Source organism: Colwellia sp. M166 (genome assembly GCF_024585285.1).
Classification (GTDB): Bacteria; Pseudomonadota; Gammaproteobacteria; order Enterobacterales; family Alteromonadaceae; genus Cognaticolwellia.
Genome location: NZ_CP040755.1, coordinates 489,735 through 507,908 on the forward strand (window position 1 = coordinate 489,735; position 18,174 = coordinate 507,908).

Genomic DNA, 18,174 nt, shown 5'->3' on the forward strand with positions numbered 1-18,174 from the left:
AGTGCTAATTCCAAACCAGCGCTTTAAAGTGCTTGCGGCATAATGACTCATAACGCTCGTTACCGCCGACTTCGATTTGTTCGCCACCTTTAACGGCATTGCCATGCTCATCACAGCGCATAACAAAGTTGGCTTTTTTGCCACAATGACAAATGGTTTTTAATTCGACTAATTTATCGGCCCAAGCGAGCAGGGCAGCACTACCACCAAAGGTTTCACCGAGAAAATCTGTTCTAATACCATAAGCCAGTACGGGAATTTTTAATTCATCGACAATATCAGTTAACTGCCTAACTTGCTCTTTAGTTAAAAACTGAGCTTCGTCAATCAGTATACAAGCGATTTTTCCGTCTTTAACTTGTTGTGTTACTTCATTAAAAATATTGGTGTTGTCATCAAATAGGTGTGCATCAGCATCGATACCCAATCGGGATGATACTTTACCTTTAGCAAACCTATCGTCAATATGTGCGGTAAACAACAACGTTTCTAAACCGCGTTCACGATAGTTATATGAAGACTGTAATAAATGGGTCGATTTACCGGCATTCATGGTGGAATAATAAAAATATAATTGTGCCATCGCTAATTTTATACCCTAGTTATAGTTACTGGAAACCGTTGATTTTGATTAATAGCTTGTTGGATCTGCGGTTTTATTTGTTGCACCTAAGGTGTTTAATAAGTTTGTTAGTAGGCTACTGGCACCAAACCTAAAATTGGCTTTAGTCGCCCAATCAATGCCTAAGATATCACTTGCTAAATCAAGATAAACCTTGGCGTCTTCAGCGTTTTTAACACCACCAGCGGGTTTAAAACCAATATTAGTGTTTTTATCTTTAATAACTTTCAACATTAATTCAGCAGATTTTGGCGTTGCATTTACCGCCACTTTACCGGTTGAGGTTTTGATGAAATCTGCACCTGCGGCAATACAAATTTCACTGGCTTGGGTGATCAGTTGATCAGTTTTAAGTTCACCCGTTTCAATAATAACTTTTAGTTGTACGCTATTTCCACAGGCTTGTTTGCAGGCCTTTACTAATTCAAAGCCAACTTCTTCATTACCATTGATTAAGGCTTTATAAGGGAATACCACATCAACTTCATCAGCGCCGTAAGCAACAGCCGCTTTGGTTTCGGCAACGGCAATATCGATGTCATCGTTACCGTGAGGAAAGTTCGTGACGGTAGCAATCTTTATCTCAGGCGTACCTTGTGCAGCCAAGGTTTTTTTCGCTAGCGGTACGAAACGCGGAAAAATACAGATAGCAGCGGTATTACCGCAAGGTGATTTAGCATTTGAGCACAGTTGAATGATGTCTTCGGCACTTTCAGTGTCGGTTAAGCTGGTTAAGTCCATCATATGAAGTGCACGTTGTGCGTAGTTTTCTAAGGTACTCATGATATGCCTCGTAAATTTAAAAATGCTATTTAAAAAAATTTAAAAAATAGCCCAGTGCGGATGACTAGGCTTTTAGATAGTTAGAATGAGCTTTGCGTTACAAGCTAACAAATACGCCAGCAATAGCGGCACTCATTAAGTTGGCCATAGTTGCAGCCATCATAGCTTTCATACCCAAACGTGCAATATCAGGGCGACGATTAGGGGCCATTGAGCCGATACCGCCCAGTAAAATTGCTATTGAAGATAAGTTAGCAAAACCACACAAAGCAAAGGTGATAATAGCTTGTGTCGCAGGAGATAAGGTATCTTTTATTTCAACAAAGTTGACATAGGCAAAGAATTCATTGACGACAATTTTTTGGCCAATAAAGCTGCCGGCTTGCAACATTTCTTCAAAAGGTACGCCAATAAGAAAGGCAAAAGGAGCAAAAATGTAGCCAAGCATCCATTCGATAGTGATGCCTTCATAGCCCAATAAATTACCCACGCCGGACACCATCGAATTGAGTAAAGCGATAATGGCGATAAAAGCGAGTAGCATAGCACCCACATTAACTGCCAATTTTAAACCTGATGCAGCACCTGTAGCGGCAGCGTCAATCACATTAGCAGGCTTGTCACCTTGCTCCATTTCTACATCAGTGTAGTCATCATTAATTGTTTCAGTTTCAGGTAGTAGTAACTTTGCCATTAACAAGCCACCTGGTGCAGCCATAAATGATGCGGCAATTAAGTACTCAAGTTTCACACCTAAACCTGCATAGCCGGCAAGTATTGAACCTGCTACGGATGCTAAGCCACCCACCATAATGGCAAAAAGTTCAGATTGACTCATTTTTGCAATATAAGGACGAATAACTAACGGAGCTTCTGTTTGACCAACAAAGATATTAGCCGTTGCTGATAGGGACTCAGGTTTTGAGGTTTTTAATAACTTTTGTAAGCCACCACCAATAATCCTCACAACCCACTGCATTATGCCTAAATAATAAAGCACAGCAATAAGGGATGAAAAGAAAATAATCACCGGTAAAACTCGGATAGCAAAAACGAAACCCACACCATTTTCAAACATGGCATCAGTACCTAAACCACCAAATAAGAAGTTAATACCAGCTTGTGCACTGTCAATAACCTGTTGAACACCATTGGTTACTGAGCCCAATACATCTTTACCAAAAGGCACATAAAGTACAAATGCACCCAGTAAAATTTGTAGTGAAAATGCAAACCCTACGGTTCGCCAATTTATTGCTTTGCGATCTTTTGATAGAAAGAACGCCAATGCTAATAGCGCGAAAATGCCAATGACACCTCGAAGTGCACCTAATTCCATATTTACCTCATAATTTACTTGTTATCGTTATTATTTTTATTATCTTGATTTAGTTATATATTTAGCTCTATTTTTGATTAGCACTAAACACGTCTGTGCATTAGTTGACGAATTTTTGCTTTTAACATCTCAATGGCCATTCTGTTCTTACCACCACGCGTTACTACAATATCAGCGAATGCTTTATTGGGTTCAATGTATTGGTGATACATAGGTCTAACGGTAGTTAAATATTGTTCGGTAATTGACTCGACGCTACGAGAGCGCTCTATTGTGTCGCGATTAATTCTGCGGACAAGGCAAATATCGAGCGGAGTATCGATATAAATTTTAATATCGAATTTATCGCGTAATTCTTTATTCGAAAATAATAGAATGCCTTCAACCAAAATTATCGGTGTCGGTGATAAATGTTGGGTCTCATTCAAACGGGTATGGGTTTTGTAACAGTAAGTGGGAATGTCGACTTCATTACCCGCGCTTAATTGCGTTAAATGCTCTGATAACAAACTATGTTCAAATGCACTCGGGTGATCGTAATTGGTTTTAATGCGTTCTTCCATCGATAGATGGGATTGACTCTTGTAGTATGAATCTTCTTTGATAATGACAATACCGCTTGCCCCAAGTTCAGGTAGCAGTTCGTCATAAATAGTTTGCGCAAAAAGTGATTTGCCAGATGCAGAAGCACCGGTTACCGCAATAATCGTCGGTTTATTGGTTTGCAAAACAGAGAGCCTTAAAAATATGATTAACAAAAGGGTTAGATAATTATTATAGCGACATTATCGCGCTCATATTATGGACTAATTAATCTGAAATTCATTAAAATTTAGACAAAATGACTTTATCTACCTTAAATATTTACAAAATATCAGTTGTCTATAATTAATTGCTTGGTAAAGTACCACATGTTGACCATTTGGTCATGAAATTTATCATTATAAACGAGGATAAATTTGAAAAATTTGTTAAAATGCATTGATATAAATACAGGATATAAAAATGGCAAGAGTAATAGTTTTAGTAATCGACGGTTTTGGCATTGGCCACGCACCTGATGCAGCAGACTTTGGCGATATCAGTGCCAATACTTTTGCTAATTTGGCAAAACATTTCTATCAGCATGAAAAACGTGAAATTAATTTAACTAATTTGGCGAAAATGGGCTTAGTACAAGCGGCATTTGAAGCGGGTAAGGCAAGTTTTCCGATTGTAAATCAAGCACCAGAGCAAGGTGCCTATGGCTATGCTGCTGAAATTAGCACAGGTAAAGATACACCAAGTGGCCATTGGGAAATGATGGGCGTACCGGTACTTTTTGATTGGGGCTACTTTCCAAAACAGGGTAATGCTTTCCCAGCGTCGTTGATTGAAAAAATTAATCAAGCAACAGGCTTCGACGGTATTCTCGGTAATTGCCATGCCTCAGGTACGGATATTATCAATAAGCTTGGCCAAGAGCACATTAAAACCGGTTTACCTATTTGTTATACCTCTGCTGATAGTGTTTTTCAGGTTGCTGCTCATGAAGAACATTTCGGCTTAGATAATCTTTATAAATATTGTGAAACTGTACGAGAATTGCTTGGCGACATGAATATCGGTCGGGTTATTGCAAGACCTTTTATTGGTGAAAGTCCTGAAGACTTTACCCGTACTGGCAATCGTCGTGACTATTCTATTTTACCTCCAGCACCAACAGTATTAGACTTTTTTACGCAAGCGGGCGGTCATGTCATTAGTGTCGGTAAAATTGCTGACATCTATGCGCATCAAGGTATCAGTGAGAAAACCAAAGCGACGGGCATAGATGCGTTATTGGATGCAACGATTTCACATATTAATAGCGCACAAGATAATAGTCTTATATTTACTAACTTGGTGAACTTTGACCAAGATTACGGACATCGTCGTGACCCGGTGGGCTATGCATTAGCATTAGAGAATTTCGACCAACGCTTACCTGAAGTTGTTGCCGCAATGAATGACGATGACGTTTTGTTCTTAACCGCTGATCATGGCTGTGATCCAACTTGGCATGGTAATGATCATACAAGAGAATATGTACCCGTTGTTGCGTTTCATAAACAGGCGCGTTCTGTTAATATTGGCGAACGAAATACCTTCGCAGATATCGGTCAAACTATTGCAGATTTATTTGAACTGGAAAAAATGCCTTACGGCACCAGCTTCCTTAAAGATCTTGACCTATAAAGAGAAAAACAACCAACAAATTAATGTAAGGCATAAATGTGCATTAATTTAATGAAGTTAAACAGTTTCAACACAAAACATAAACAGTTCTTGGGAGAGTACTTAATGAATGTTTTTAAAAAAACGTCGCTTGCACTTAGTGTTAATGCGGCAATTTTTGCCTCTATTGCTGGCATTTCAGGCTCAGTAATGGCAGAAGAAAATGCTGATAAAGTGGTTGGCATTGAAGTTATCGAAGTTACTGCACGGAAACGTACAGAGAATGTCAAAGATGTGCCTATTTCAGTTTCTGCATTAACACCGAAAAAATTAGAAGTATTAGGTTCATCAGGTATGGATGTAAGGTCTTTATCTGCAAAAGTTCCAAGTCTATTGATTGAATCTTCTTTTGGTCGAACATTTCCACGTTTTTATATTCGTGGTTTAGGTAATACCGATTTTGATCTACTAGCATCACAGCCTGTTTCACTTATCTATGATGATGTAGTTTTAGAAAATGCCTTAACTAAAGGTATGCCAATGTTTGATATAGAACGCGTAGAAGTTTTACGTGGCCCTCAAGGGACATTATTTGGTCGTAATACCCCTGCAGGTATTGTTAAAGTACAATCGAAAAAACCAACACAAGACTATGATGCCAGCATTTCTGGTTCATATGGTAGTTTTGGTTCAACTGATTTTCGTCTTGCTGTTGGCGGTGGTTTAACTGATACCGTATCAGCGCGAGTTGCCTTATTACAACAAGACCGTGATGATTGGATTGACAACAAAGCCCCAGGTTTTGAACAGAAAGATCAATTAGGCGGCTACAGCGAAACAGCGGGTCGTTTGCAATTATTGTGGGAACCAAATGACGATTTTTCAGCGTTATTTAATTACCATTTTAGAGATGCCGAAGCCGATGCCCGAGTATTTAGAGCTAATATTATCAAGCCAGGCACTAATGATTTAGTTGCCGATTTTGATCGTGAAACTATTTATCATGATGCTGCTTCTCGTAACAACCAAACGGTTGATATGAAAGGGGCAAGCCTGAAAATTGAATATAATTTTGGTGACTATACCTTAACGTCTATTACCGGCCATGAGTCAGCTGAAATGTTCTCAGTAGGTGATATCGATGGTGGTTATGGTTGTGGTGTGACTGCTATTTCAGGTTGTGATCCAACAAGTATGGGCCCAGGGTTTATACCTTTTACATCTGAAACTGGCGCTAGAATGCCTGATCATGCGCAATCAACACAAGAGATTCGCATTGCAAGTAACGATTTAGGCGCTTTTGATTACCAATTTGGTTTTTTCTTGTTTGATGAAGACTTAACCATTAATAACTTAAGTTTCGATACGTTAGCTAATGGCGCTCCCAATGGTATGGCCATTCAAAAAATGGAAACGACAGCGTGGGCAATTTTTGCTTCACTTGACTATGAAATATCAGAAAAGTTAAGTATTAACGGTGGTTTACGTTATTCAGACGACGAGCGTCAATGGGACGGTGAATTAGTTCAATCTCCGTTTGGTGCTCCTAGCTTTAAAGAAAGTAATGATGTTGAAGATTCACAGGTGAGTGGTGATTTTAGTGTGTCATACGTTCTTAACGATGAAACAAACATCTATGCGCGTATTGCTCGTGGTTATCGTTCGCCGAGTATTCAGGGCCGTAGTTTATTATTCTCTGAAAGTTCTACTACAGCAGACTCGGAAACAGTTGACTCTATTGAAACGGGTTTTAAATCGGTATTTGCTGACAACACTGCACGAATAGATGGCTCAGTTTATTACTTTAAAGTCAGTGATCAACAATTAACGGCGGTTGGCGGTGCAGGTAATGTTGCAAGTTTAATTAACGCAGATAAATCTGTTGGTTATGGTTTTGAGCTTGATTCAGAGTATTTTGTTACCGCTGACTTTGTTGTTGCAGCTAGCGTAAGTTATAACCATACAGAGTTAAAAGATAGTACTGTTGCTGTGCCAGGTTGTGGCGGTGGCTGTACAGTAACTGACCCATTAAATTCAGATGGTTTAGCGCTTATTGATGGTAATTCTTTACCACAATCACCTGAGTGGATCAGCAACATCAGTGCACGCTGGACTAAAGAAATCGGTGATGGTGAATTGTATGTATATACTGATTGGTCTTATCGCAGCGAAGTTAACTTTTTCTTATATGAATCTGTCGAGTTTAAAGGCGATGCATTATTAGAAGGTGGTGTTCGTGTTGGTTACGAATGGTATACCGATGGTGCAGAATACGAAGTGGCATTGTTTGGTCGTAATATTACCGATGAAGAACAACTTACCGGTGCAATCGACTTTAATAACTTAACGGGTTTTGTTAACGAACCTCGTTTCTGGGGTGTTGAGTTTAAAGCTAACTTCTATTAAGCAATAACTCAAAAAGTTGATATTAAAAAGCCGGTTATCAAATTGATAACCGGCTTTTCTTTTGCCTTAACGCTTATTATGTTCCGTCTACTATCTTGTATAAACTATGAGATTCTTGTTTTAACGGCGTTCGCTAAAACAGCTAATATCTCTTCACTGGTATCTAAGTTAATACAAGCATCAGTAATACTTTGGCCGTATACTAAAGGTTGTTTTTCAACAACTTTCTGATTGCCATCGACCAGAAAACTTTCAACCATGACACCAAAGACAGATTGATTACCTTGTTGAATTTGCTCAGCAAGTGAACGAGCAACGTCAATTTGTTTATTATGATCTTTATAACTATTGCCGTGACTGCAGTCGATCATAATCTTTTCAACTATACCAGCTTTAGTTAAGGTTTTACCGGTAGCAGTTATATCGTCTTCGTGGTAATTTGGCTCTTTCCCGCCACGTAAAATAACGTGAGCAAAAGGGTTACCATGTGTTTGATAGATACACATTTGACCACTTTTATCGGGAGAGTAAAGCACATGAGGCACACTAGAAGCTTTAATCGCATCAACCGCGATTTGAACATTACCATCGGTACCATTTTTAAAGCCAACCGGGCATGAAAGGGCTGAAGCAAGCTCTCTGTGCACTTGGCTTTCAGTGGTACGAGCACCAATTGCACCCCAGCTGATCAAATCAGAAATATATTGTCCAGTCACCATATCTAAAAACTCAGTACCGGCAGCTAAACCTAATTTATTTATTTCCATCAACAAGTTACGCGCTAAGTTTAATCCCTTAGCCACACGGAATGATTTATCTAAATCAGGATCACTTATTAAGCCTTTCCAACCGACGGTTGTACGTGGCTTTTCAAAGTAAACACGCATCACGATCAATAGCTCATCTGCATATTTTTCATGCAAAGTTTTTAGTTTTTTGGCGTAATCAATTGCTGCTTCGGTATCATGGATAGAGCAAGGGCCGATAATAACCAGTAAGCGTTTATCATCGCCTTTAATAATGGCTTCAATATCTTTGCGGCTTTGGATAATAAAATTAGCGGTTTTATCATCAAGTGGAATTTGCTGGGCAAGTTCAGCAGGAGAAACTAAGTTTTCAATTAACGTGGTTCTAAATTCATCAGTTTTTATGGTCATGTGCTATCAAATACTTGTTAGCCTGCATATCTAAGTGCAGCGCAATAATAATATCGCGCTAACATAACGAATATAGCCAGTTAAGTGAACCGCTTTCTAAGTTTTTATGTAACTTATTTGTTATAAGTTAATATTTATAGCGCTGAAGACCGGTTTCCGATAGTATTTTTGCGGTTATTTCTTCAACAGAAAGCTTAGTGGTATTGAGAAAAGGAATTTTCTCTTGTTTATATAACTTTTCAACTTCCCGTACTTCCATGCGACATTGTCGAGCAGAAGAGTATTTTGTATTAGCCATTCTACCGTCACGTATATCAACTAAGCGCTCAGCATCAATGGTGAGACCAAATATTTTCTTTTTATGCATTCTTAAAAATGACGGTAACTTAAGTTCATCCATATCGTCATCTGTAAAAGGGTAATTGGCCGCCTTTATACCGTATTGTAGTGCTAAATAAAGTGATGTTGGGGTTTTACCTGAGCGTGATACGCCAACAAGTATTACATCGGCATGTTCATAGTTAGTGACATTAGAACCATCATCATTGGCTAATGAGTAATTAACTGCGTCAATTCGGTAATCATAGCTATTTTCATGAATACTGTGGGTTCTATGGGCTTTAGGTTTAGCTTCAATACCGAGTTTTTCTTCAAGCGGTGCAACAAAATGCTCAAGAAAGTTATAAATAATACCGTCACAACTATCAATGATTTCTCGAATATCAGGATTGACGAAGGTATGAAACACTAGCGGTGGTACCCCCGTGCGTTTTGCGGCTTTATTAATGCGCGCACATGCTTCAAGAGCTTTTTCTTTGGTTTCGACAAAGGAGATCGTATCGTGTTCAAATTCTATCGGGAAAAGTGATAATAATGCATGACCAAAAACTTCAGAAGTGATCGCTGTACCATCAGAAATATAAAAAGCTGCTCGCATGATAAACCTATTATTTTATTTTGTAGTTGAATGAAAACTTATAAATAGTGCTTTAGTTTCAAAGTTAGCAGTGTAAAATGTCTGTAGCATGAAATACACTGTTTAATGAAACTTGTCTGATAAAAGCCTTAAGAAAGATATTTTTTAGTTCGCTTTAGGCGACTAATATTGAAATAGTTTTCTTAAATTTTATTGTGTCCAGTGGAGATGTTGTCGTGCAAGAATACGTACTTTGGTATGAAGATTTAGGAATGAATGATGTTGATCGCGTAGGCGGTAAAAATGCATCATTGGGTGAAATGATTTCAAACCTTTCAAATGTCGGTGTGCAAGTACCAGGTGGCTTTGCAACTACCTCATTTGCTTTTAATGAATTTCTAGAGCAAAGTGGTCTGAACGATAAAATTTATCAGTTATTAGATAACTTAGATGTTAGTGATGTTAATGCCTTAGCTGAATGCGGTAGTAAAATTCGTCAGTGGGTTATTGATACGCCATTCTTGCCTGACATGCAAAAAGATATTGAGCAAGCTTACGCAAAACTTGCAGGCGGCTTTGCTGATGACGCTTCATTTGCTGTTCGTTCATCTGCAACGGCAGAAGATATGCCAGACGCTTCTTTTGCTGGTCAACAAGAAACCTTCCTTAATGTCCGTGGTTTAGACGCGGTGATGATCGCGATTAAGCATGTTTTTGCTTCATTATTTAACGACCGAGCTATTTCTTATCGCGTCCATCAAGGTTATGACCATCGTGGCGTCGCGCTCTCAGCAGGCATACAACGTATGGTTCGTAGTGATATTTCTGCTAGTGGTGTGATGTTCTCTATTGATACAGAATCAGGCTTTGAAGATGTTGTTTTTATTACCTCTAGTTATGGTTTAGGTGAAATGGTCGTACAGGGTGCGGTAAACCCAGATGAATTCTATGTACACAAGCCAACCTTGGCAAGTGGCAAACCTGCGGTTGTACGTCGAAATATTGGCAGTAAAGCCATTAAAATGATTTACGCTCAATGTCCTGAAACCAAGCAAGAGCATGGTAAGCAAGTTGAAATTGTCGATATTGAACAAGCACAGTCTGATACTTTCTCGCTTACCGATAAAGAAGTGGAAGAGTTAGCAAAGCAAGCAGTTGTGATTGAAAAACACTACGGCCGTGCGATGGACATTGAATGGGCTAAAGATGGCCTAGATGGCAAACTTTACATCGTTCAAGCACGCCCAGAAACAGTTAAAAGTCGTGAAAATGCCAATGTGATGGAGCAATTTCAATTACAAACAACAGCCGATGTTATTTGTGAAGGTCGCTCAATTGGTCATAAAATTGGTAGTGGTGAAGCAAAAGTTTTATCATCCTTAGCGGAAATGGATAAGATTTTACCCGGTGATGTCTTAGTGACTGACATGACAGACCCTGATTGGGAGCCTATCATGAAGCGTGCATCAGCCATTGTTACTAATCGTGGTGGCCGTACATGTCATGCCGCTATTATTGCCCGTGAAATGGGTATTCCTGCCGTTGTTGGTTGTGGTGATGCTACCAGTAAAATTGCCACCGGTGATGAAGTGACTGTTTCTTGTGCCGAAGGTGATACTGGTTTTATCTATCAAGGCAAACTAGATTTTACGGTGACGACTTCTGAGGTATCTTCAATGCCTGATTTACCTTTAAAAATAATGATGAATGTCGGTAATCCTGATCGCGCCTTTGCTTTTGCGCGTTTACCGCATGCGGGGATTGGTTTAGCACGCCTTGAGTTTATTATTAACAAAATGATCGGCGTTCATCCGAAAGCATTATTAAATTTTGCTGAGCAATCCGCTGATCTTCAAGATGAAATTCGCGATATTATTGCCGGTTATGACAGTCCAGTTGAGTTTTATATTGCCAAGCTCACCGAAGGTATTTCTACATTAGCGGCAGCTTATGCTCCAGAAAAAGTTATTGTGCGTATGTCTGATTTCAAATCAAACGAATATGCCAATTTAGTGGGGGGTGAACACTTTGAGCCGGAAGAAGAAAACCCAATGATTGGCTATCGTGGTGCATCACGCTATATCTCTAAAGATTTCAGAGATTGTTTTGCCCTTGAATGTGAAGCAATTAAACGCGTGCGTAATGATATGGGTATGACCCATGTTGAAATCATGATCCCATTTGTTCGTACACTTGATGAAGCATCTCAGGTTATTGATATTCTGGCTGAAAATGGCTTGAAACGTGGTGAGAATGGCTTGCGTGTTATTATGATGTGTGAGCTTCCATCAAATGCTTTATTAGCCGATCAGTTCCTTGACTATTTTGATGGTTTTTCAATTGGCTCTAATGACTTAACACAATTAACCTTAGGTTTAGATCGTGATTCGGGCTTAGTTGCACATTTATTTGATGAACGTGACCCAGCGATTAAAATATTACTAGAAATGGCGATTAAAGCCTGTAAAGCGCGTGGAAAATATGTCGGTATTTGTGGTCAAGGCCCATCTGATCATGCCGATTTTGCCGCATGGTTAGTTGAGAAGGGCATTGAAAGCCTGTCACTTAATCCTGATACCGTATTACCAACGTGGTTATATTTAGCCGAGCAACACGGTAAAAATTAATTTCTAATTTAGATTAGTTGCAACAACAAAGCAGCCTAGGACTTTATTATCAAAACGATATAAACGACCTAGGCTTTTTTATGCCCAACACATAATCTAGGTCTATTTTTTGCCAAGTGTCATCTAAGCGGGTTCTATTGACCATATCTGAGTAAAAAGCTTTTATGTTAATTGCATAACAGCGGATAAAAATAAGCGTTAATTTATGCTTGCTTAAGCGTACTGAAACTCGCATCTTGGAGTAGTTTGGGTATATAATATTGCTCACATTATGTTGTTAAAGAATTGTTATTCATGTTACCTCGCTTAAGCCCTCAAGAGTTAGTTTCTCCTTTATATCAAGAGTTTGCCAAAATTTTGGCGACAAAAAGTTTTACCGGTGATATTAATTTCCAATATGGTGCGCGTTTAGCACATGCAACTGACAATAGTATTTACCAGCAGCTACCACAATTAGTGCTGCATCCTCGTAGTAAACAAGATATTCAAATTATTAGCACTTTAGGTAGTGAAGCGCAATTTAACGAAATAAAGTTTAGCGCGCGAGGTGGCGGTACCGGTACTAATGGCCAAAGTTTGACCCCCGGCATTGTGGTTGATTTATCAAAATACATGAATCGTATCTTAGAGATAAATGTTGCAGAAAATTGGGTTCGAGTTGAAGCAGGGGTAATAAAGGATCAATTAAACGATTATTTAAAGCCTTATGGTTTTTTCTTTTCACCTGATTTATCAACAAGTAACCGCGCTACCATAGGTGGCATGATCAACACCGATGCATCTGGGCAAGGCTCTTTAGTTTATGGCAAAACCTCTGATCATGTTTTAGGGCTTGAAAGTGTCTTAGCAAATGGTGAGTTACTCGCAACATCGCCTATGCCAATGGCGGCAGCACAAGAATTAGCAAAACAAACAACAACCGTTGCAAAATTAATGCAGCAAGTGTTAAGTTCTTGTCATGATAATCGAGCACTGATCTTGGAAAAATTTCCGCGTTTAAATCGCTTTTTGACTGGTTATGACTTAGAAAACGTTTTTAATGATGATTTATCTATTGTTGACTTAAGCCGTATAATTACTGGCTCTGAGGGCTCATTGGCCTTTGTTTGTGAAGCAAAGTTAAATTTAACCGCAATTGCTAATGCTAAAACCCTGATTAATATTAAATATGACAGTTTTGATTCCGCACTGCGACACTCACCGCGTTTAGTCGAAGCTAAAGCAACATCAGTTGAAACCATTGACAGCAAAGTTTTAAATTTAGCCAAGCAAGATATTGTTTGGCAATTAGTTAGCGATATGTTGCAAGACGTTGATGGTGCCACCATGGATGGTATCAATATGGTGGAATACAACGGTGATAGTGTTGCAAGTGTTGCAAAACAAGTAACAGCGTTATGTGCCGAGCTTGATAAAGATATTGCCAATAAAACCGGCGTCATTGGTTATCAAGTTACCTCTGATTTAGCGAGTATCGGCAAGTTGTATACTATGCGTAAAAAAGCGGTAGGTTTACTGGGTAATACTAAGGGCAGTCAAAAGCCGTTAGCATTTGCTGAAGATACGGCAGTACCACCAGAAAACTTAGCCGATTTTATTGTTGAGTTTAGAGCATTACTTGATGGGCATGGTTTGCATTACGGTATGTTTGGTCATGTTGATGCAGGTGTCTTACATGTTCGCCCAGCATTAGATATGTGCGATCCTGAGCAGGAAATTTTGCTAAGAAAAATTTCAGATAAGGTGGTGGCACTAACGGCAAAATATGGCGGTTTAATGTGGGGGGAACACGGTAAAGGTTATCGCAGTGAATATGGCCCAGAATTTTTTGGTGCGACGTTATTTACTGAATTAAGAAAGATTAAAGCCGCTTTTGACCCTCTTAATAAAATGAATCCTGGAAAAATATGTACACCTTATCATTCGACTGAAAAGTTAGTTTCTGTTGATGATAAAAAACGCGGTTTTTATGATCGACAAATTCCAATAACGGTAAAAAAATCTTTTAACTCTGCACTTGATTGTAACGGCAATGGTTTATGTTTTAATTATGATGTAAACAGTCCTATGTGTCCCTCAAGCAAGGTTACGCGTGACCGCCGACATTCGCCGAAAGGTCGAGCTGGCTTGATGCGCGAGTGGTTGCGCTTAGTAGAGGCTAAAGGTGTTGATGTATTAGCGCTCGAGCAAAACATACAAAATTGGTCAGTTAAACGTTTATTAGATAAAGTAAAAAACCGTTTTAACAGTCAATTTAATGTTAAGCAAGATGATGACTTTTCTCATGAAGTCATGGAAGCAATGCAAGGTTGTTTAGCCTGTAAAGCTTGTGCAAGTCAATGCCCGATTAAAGTCGATGTACCAGATTTTAGAGCGCGTTTTATTAACCTTTATCACTCACGATATTTTAGACCGTTAAAAGATCACTTGGTGGCAAATGTTGAGTCGATGACACCTATCATGGCAAAAGCACCGAAAATAGTTAATGGCGTTTTATCATCAAATATCTACGATAAATTATCACGGGCAAGTATTGGTTATGTCGATACACCGCTATTATCTATTCCGACATTAGAACAGAGAACAACTGTACATCAATTTTCTACATTTGATTTATCTCAACTGAAAGCTATGCCTAGTGATGAACGTGCCAAATCACTGCTAATTGTTCAAGACCCATTTACTTCATTTTATGACGCAAAAGTGGTTGAAGATTTTATGCTATTAGTCAGCAAGCTTGGATTTCAACCTATATTGTTACCTTTTAAGCCCAATGGTAAGCCTCAGCATGTGAAGGGTTTTTTAGCTAAATTTGCTAAAACCGCGAAGTCAACGGCTGATTTTTTGAATCAAGTATATCAATTAAATATGCCTATGGTGGGTTTAGATGCATCACTGGCGTTATGCTTTAGAGACGAATATAAGCAAGTGCTAGGCGATAATCGTGGCGAATTTGAAGTGCAGTTAGCGCATGAATGGTTGATAACGATTATCGATCATCAAAATAACAGCACGGTTGCTAACGCGGCTAAACGCGAAAATATTATTGATTATAAACTCTTTGCCCATTGCACGGAAAAAACAGCTTTAGCGGGTAGTGAAGGACAGTGGCAACGTATATTCCAACACTTTGGATTATCGCTATCATGTGTCGCTGTTGGTTGTTGTGGGATGGCGGGCACGTATGGTCATGAAAAAGTTAATTTAGATAATTCTAAAGCACTTTATCAAATGAGCTGGCAAGATAAAGTGGCTAATTTAGCAACAGAGCAAATATTGGTTACTGGCTATTCTTGTCGAAGCCAAATTAAACGCTTAGATAACAAAGTAACCCTACATCCAGTTCAAGCGTTATTGAACGCGATATAGTTGATGGCATACGATTAAAAATTGTGCAGAGATAATTGTTAATAATAAAAAAGCACCTTAGGTTAATGCCAGTCAGTTAAGCTAACTGGCATTTTTCTTTTTATGAGGGTATTTAGATGGTTTGGGTTTCACCCAGCGGGGATATTTTCTATCTTCCCGCCTCGTCGGAAGTTTGAATAAGAGCAGGGTTTTAAGTAAATGATCCCAATGCATAGGAATATTACCGGGGCTCATTATTGATATTGACGAAAAATACTGAACCACTGCCATCGAACTACTCGAGAAACTCAGCTGATTTGGCCATATACCTGTTTCTTTCGCCGCCATCGTCATAATTCTTCGTATTAAATTATAGGCGAGTAATACGCCCCATAGCTCCTGGCGAACCATATCAGGACGCTTACTTCTCAAATGGTATGCACTATTAAGCATCGTTTGTTTTATTTCCCTAAACCCGAGTTCTATCTCCCATCGATGGCAGTATAACTCAACAATTTCGTTGCCAGGAAACCGCAATCTATCTGTCATTGACGTTAATATGCGATAGCTTTTACCCTTTATTGTTTTACTGATTAATCTGGCGTTAATGATTTCAGGTACATCTGGAAAATTCTTTTGTGCATGCTTTGTTGTTTTCAATGCAATGATATGGTCATTTTTACCAACCGATGTGATAATTTCATACTGTAAGTCCGGTCTTGCTGGGATCAACCAATGTCGATCACTCCCCGTTTGGTGCCAACGATTAAGCATCCCAAGTGAATAATATCCTTTATCAAACATAGTAAGAGAGTTATCAGGTGTGCGTTCAATCAAACGCTCAGCTAGCTTCATTTCATTCGTTTTGTAATTATCAAACTCACTACTGAGTAGTTGATGACTGGTAAGCTCCATATGGCAGACCATACGGATTTGTGGAAAGGCTGTGTCACCATATTGGTTGCTGCCAGAAGAAAATGCTTTACGATTATCTGGGGTGTCAGGTGTTCGCCAGACCACACCGTCCACAGCCAATAGGTTCAAACCATTCCATGTTTCAAATTCGTGTTGTTTATACATTGCTTGTGCAGATTTATTGAAGACTTGTTTAACCGAATCATCGCCTAAGCGTTGTCTGGCTTGAACCATAGCACTGGGAGCAACAAGCTGACTCTTGCCAGGTAACATGATGTCTAACTTAGTGGCAATATTCCAAACAGACTCTTTTCTAAATAAAGCCATACCAATCACTGACCATAAAACCGCTTCCAGTGGTAGCCTACGTTTGCGAACCGTAGCAATGCCAGCCTTTTCAAAGCCTTGTTCAATGATTTCAGGAGAAAGGATTTCTGATAGTTTTTCGAAGGTATGGTATCGGTTACTTTCTTCAAGTGTCGTCTGTAGTGCTTGTTCAATATTCACAAAAAAATCCGTAGTTAGTTACCTAACTACGGATTTTGCATGATCTTTTGGATCGGTCAACCGATCGTTATCTTAACTGATCGGCATTACACCTTAGGTGCTTTTTTATTAGGTAATATCATCACTTAAGTGTCAGTGATGTTACATTAAGCGTATGCTTAAGCACCTTTAGCGATAATATTACGTGCCATTTCGTCAGCAATAAAACCAGTAGGCATATTATTAGCTGCGGCTGTTTCAAAAACAGTGATTAAGGTATTGTAGATATTTTCGACCAGCTTAGTTGCACTTTCAGCACAATAAGGTTCTGGATAAATCTCTAACGCGACGTTAATAATGCCACCGGCGTTAATTACGTAGTCTGGCGCGTATAATATGCCTTTTTCTAATAGCACTTTATCATGTCGAGCTTCCGCTAATTGATTATTTGCACAACCGGCAACAATAGTTGCTTTTAATTGAGGAATTGTATCATCATTAATCGCTGCACCTAGGGCACATGGTGAGAATACATCTACATCTTGAGCATATATTTCGTCTAAACCTACTACCGTTGCATTAAGCTCAGCTGCGGCTTTATCCAACGTAGCTTGGTTAATATCTGTGACGAATAACTCAGCGCCAGCAGCATGAAGTTTTTCACAAAGAGAATAACCCACACTACCTAGACCTTGCACAGCAACTTTAATACCTGATAAGTCATCTTTCTTTAGCTTAAATTTAACAGCAGCTTTAATACCTAGAAACGTACCTAACGCAGTAAATGGTCCAGGGTTGCCACTTTTTCCTTCAAGACCAGAAACAAAGGCTGTGCTTTGATTAACAATGGCCATATCTGCTGTGGTGATATTGACATCTTCTGCGGTGTAATAGCGACCATTTAAATTATTAACAGCCTGACCAAAAGCTTTAAATAGCACTTCTGATTTTAGCTTTTTAGGATCGCCAATAATTACGCCTTTACCACCACCTAGCTTTAAACCCGCCATGGCATTTTTGTAAGTCATGCCTTTTGATAAACGTAAAACATCTTTTAAAGCTGCTTCATCACTTACATAATCCCAAAAGCGACATCCGCCAGCTGCTGGACCTAATGCTGTGCTGTGCACCGCGATGATGGCTTTTAGCCCTGAAGCATCGTCACTGCAATAAACAACTTGCTCGTGGTTGTCAAAATCTACTAAATCGAAAACGGACACTATCGTAATCTCCAATGATTTTAGAATTAGTTCAATGATAAATTATTCTTGAACTAAGGTTGTAATAATTCGCTGCGCACAATACCATTTAGGTCAGGGCTTCGCTAGTGAAGCTATAAATAAATTTGAATTTTGCTGTGAATTAATTCATACAAACTT

12 protein-coding genes are annotated in these 18,174 nt (G+C 39.1%); 4 read left to right on the forward strand and 8 right to left on the reverse strand.

From position 1 onward, the window contains the following. Positions 1 to 4: 4 nt before the first annotated feature. The 4 genes from FGD67_RS02300 to udk form a co-directional block, all read right to left on the reverse strand. Entirely contained in the window at positions 5 to 583 is a 579-nt protein-coding gene (locus FGD67_RS02300; protein WP_257173515.1) for a thymidine kinase, read from the reverse strand. Between the two features lie 48 nt (positions 584 to 631). Next, positions 632 to 1,405, reverse strand: coding sequence for a deoxyribose-phosphate aldolase (gene deoC / locus FGD67_RS02305; protein ID WP_257173516.1), 774 nt, complete (start codon positions 1,403 to 1,405; stop codon positions 632 to 634). A 97-nt stretch (positions 1,406 to 1,502) separates the two neighbouring features. Continuing rightward, entirely contained in the window at positions 1,503 to 2,744 is a 1,242-nt protein-coding gene (locus FGD67_RS02310) for a NupC/NupG family nucleoside CNT transporter (protein WP_257173517.1), read from the reverse strand. An 83-nt stretch (positions 2,745 to 2,827) separates the two neighbouring features. Beyond that, on the reverse strand, positions 2,828 to 3,472 hold the full coding sequence (gene udk, locus FGD67_RS02315) for a uridine kinase (RefSeq protein WP_257173518.1): 645 nt from the start codon (positions 3,470 to 3,472) through the stop codon (positions 2,828 to 2,830). Between the two features lie 277 nt (positions 3,473 to 3,749). On the opposite strand from udk, the gene FGD67_RS02320 reads away from it, so the two are divergent. Together FGD67_RS02320 and FGD67_RS02325 are read left to right on the forward strand one after the other, a co-directional pair. Further along, complete coding sequence (locus FGD67_RS02320; protein ID WP_257173519.1) at positions 3,750 to 4,961, forward strand: phosphopentomutase; 1,212 nt, start codon at positions 3,750 to 3,752, stop codon at positions 4,959 to 4,961. Positions 4,962 to 5,066: 105 nt separating this feature from the next. After that, entirely contained in the window at positions 5,067 to 7,346 is a 2,280-nt protein-coding gene (locus FGD67_RS02325) for a TonB-dependent receptor (RefSeq protein WP_257173520.1), read from the forward strand. A 104-nt stretch (positions 7,347 to 7,450) separates the two neighbouring features. Here FGD67_RS02325 and FGD67_RS02330 read toward each other — a convergent pair whose 3' ends face one another. Together FGD67_RS02330 and FGD67_RS02335 are read right to left on the reverse strand one after the other, a co-directional pair. Next, complete coding sequence (locus tag FGD67_RS02330; protein ID WP_257173521.1) at positions 7,451 to 8,503, reverse strand: 3-deoxy-7-phosphoheptulonate synthase; 1,053 nt, start codon at positions 8,501 to 8,503, stop codon at positions 7,451 to 7,453. Between the two features lie 127 nt (positions 8,504 to 8,630). Continuing rightward, positions 8,631 to 9,440: a pyruvate, water dikinase regulatory protein gene (locus tag FGD67_RS02335; protein ID WP_257173522.1), complete on the reverse strand. Its 810-nt coding sequence runs from the start codon at positions 9,438 to 9,440 to the stop codon at positions 8,631 to 8,633. A 215-nt stretch (positions 9,441 to 9,655) separates the two neighbouring features. On the opposite strand from FGD67_RS02335, the gene ppsA reads away from it, so the two are divergent. Together ppsA and FGD67_RS02345 are read left to right on the forward strand one after the other, a co-directional pair. Next, complete coding sequence (gene ppsA / locus FGD67_RS02340; protein ID WP_257173523.1) at positions 9,656 to 12,046, forward strand: phosphoenolpyruvate synthase; 2,391 nt, start codon at positions 9,656 to 9,658, stop codon at positions 12,044 to 12,046. 294 nt (positions 12,047 to 12,340) lie between these two features. Further along, the gene (locus FGD67_RS02345) at positions 12,341 to 15,415 is read left to right on the forward strand and encodes an FAD-binding and (Fe-S)-binding domain-containing protein (protein WP_257173524.1); all 3,075 of its coding nucleotides are present in this window, start codon (positions 12,341 to 12,343) and stop codon (positions 15,413 to 15,415) included. Between the two features lie 81 nt (positions 15,416 to 15,496). On the opposite strand, the gene FGD67_RS02350 is transcribed toward FGD67_RS02345, so the two are convergent. Both FGD67_RS02350 and FGD67_RS02355 read right to left on the reverse strand, forming a co-directional pair. Continuing rightward, a complete protein-coding gene (locus tag FGD67_RS02350) occupies positions 15,497 to 16,816 on the reverse strand; it encodes an IS4 family transposase (protein WP_373567779.1) in 1,320 nt (439 codons plus the stop codon). A 158-nt stretch (positions 16,817 to 16,974) separates the two neighbouring features. Continuing rightward, positions 16,975 to 18,015, reverse strand: coding sequence for a Glu/Leu/Phe/Val dehydrogenase dimerization domain-containing protein (locus FGD67_RS02355; RefSeq protein ID WP_257173525.1), 1,041 nt, complete (start codon positions 18,013 to 18,015; stop codon positions 16,975 to 16,977). Positions 18,016 to 18,174 lie beyond the last annotated feature (159 nt).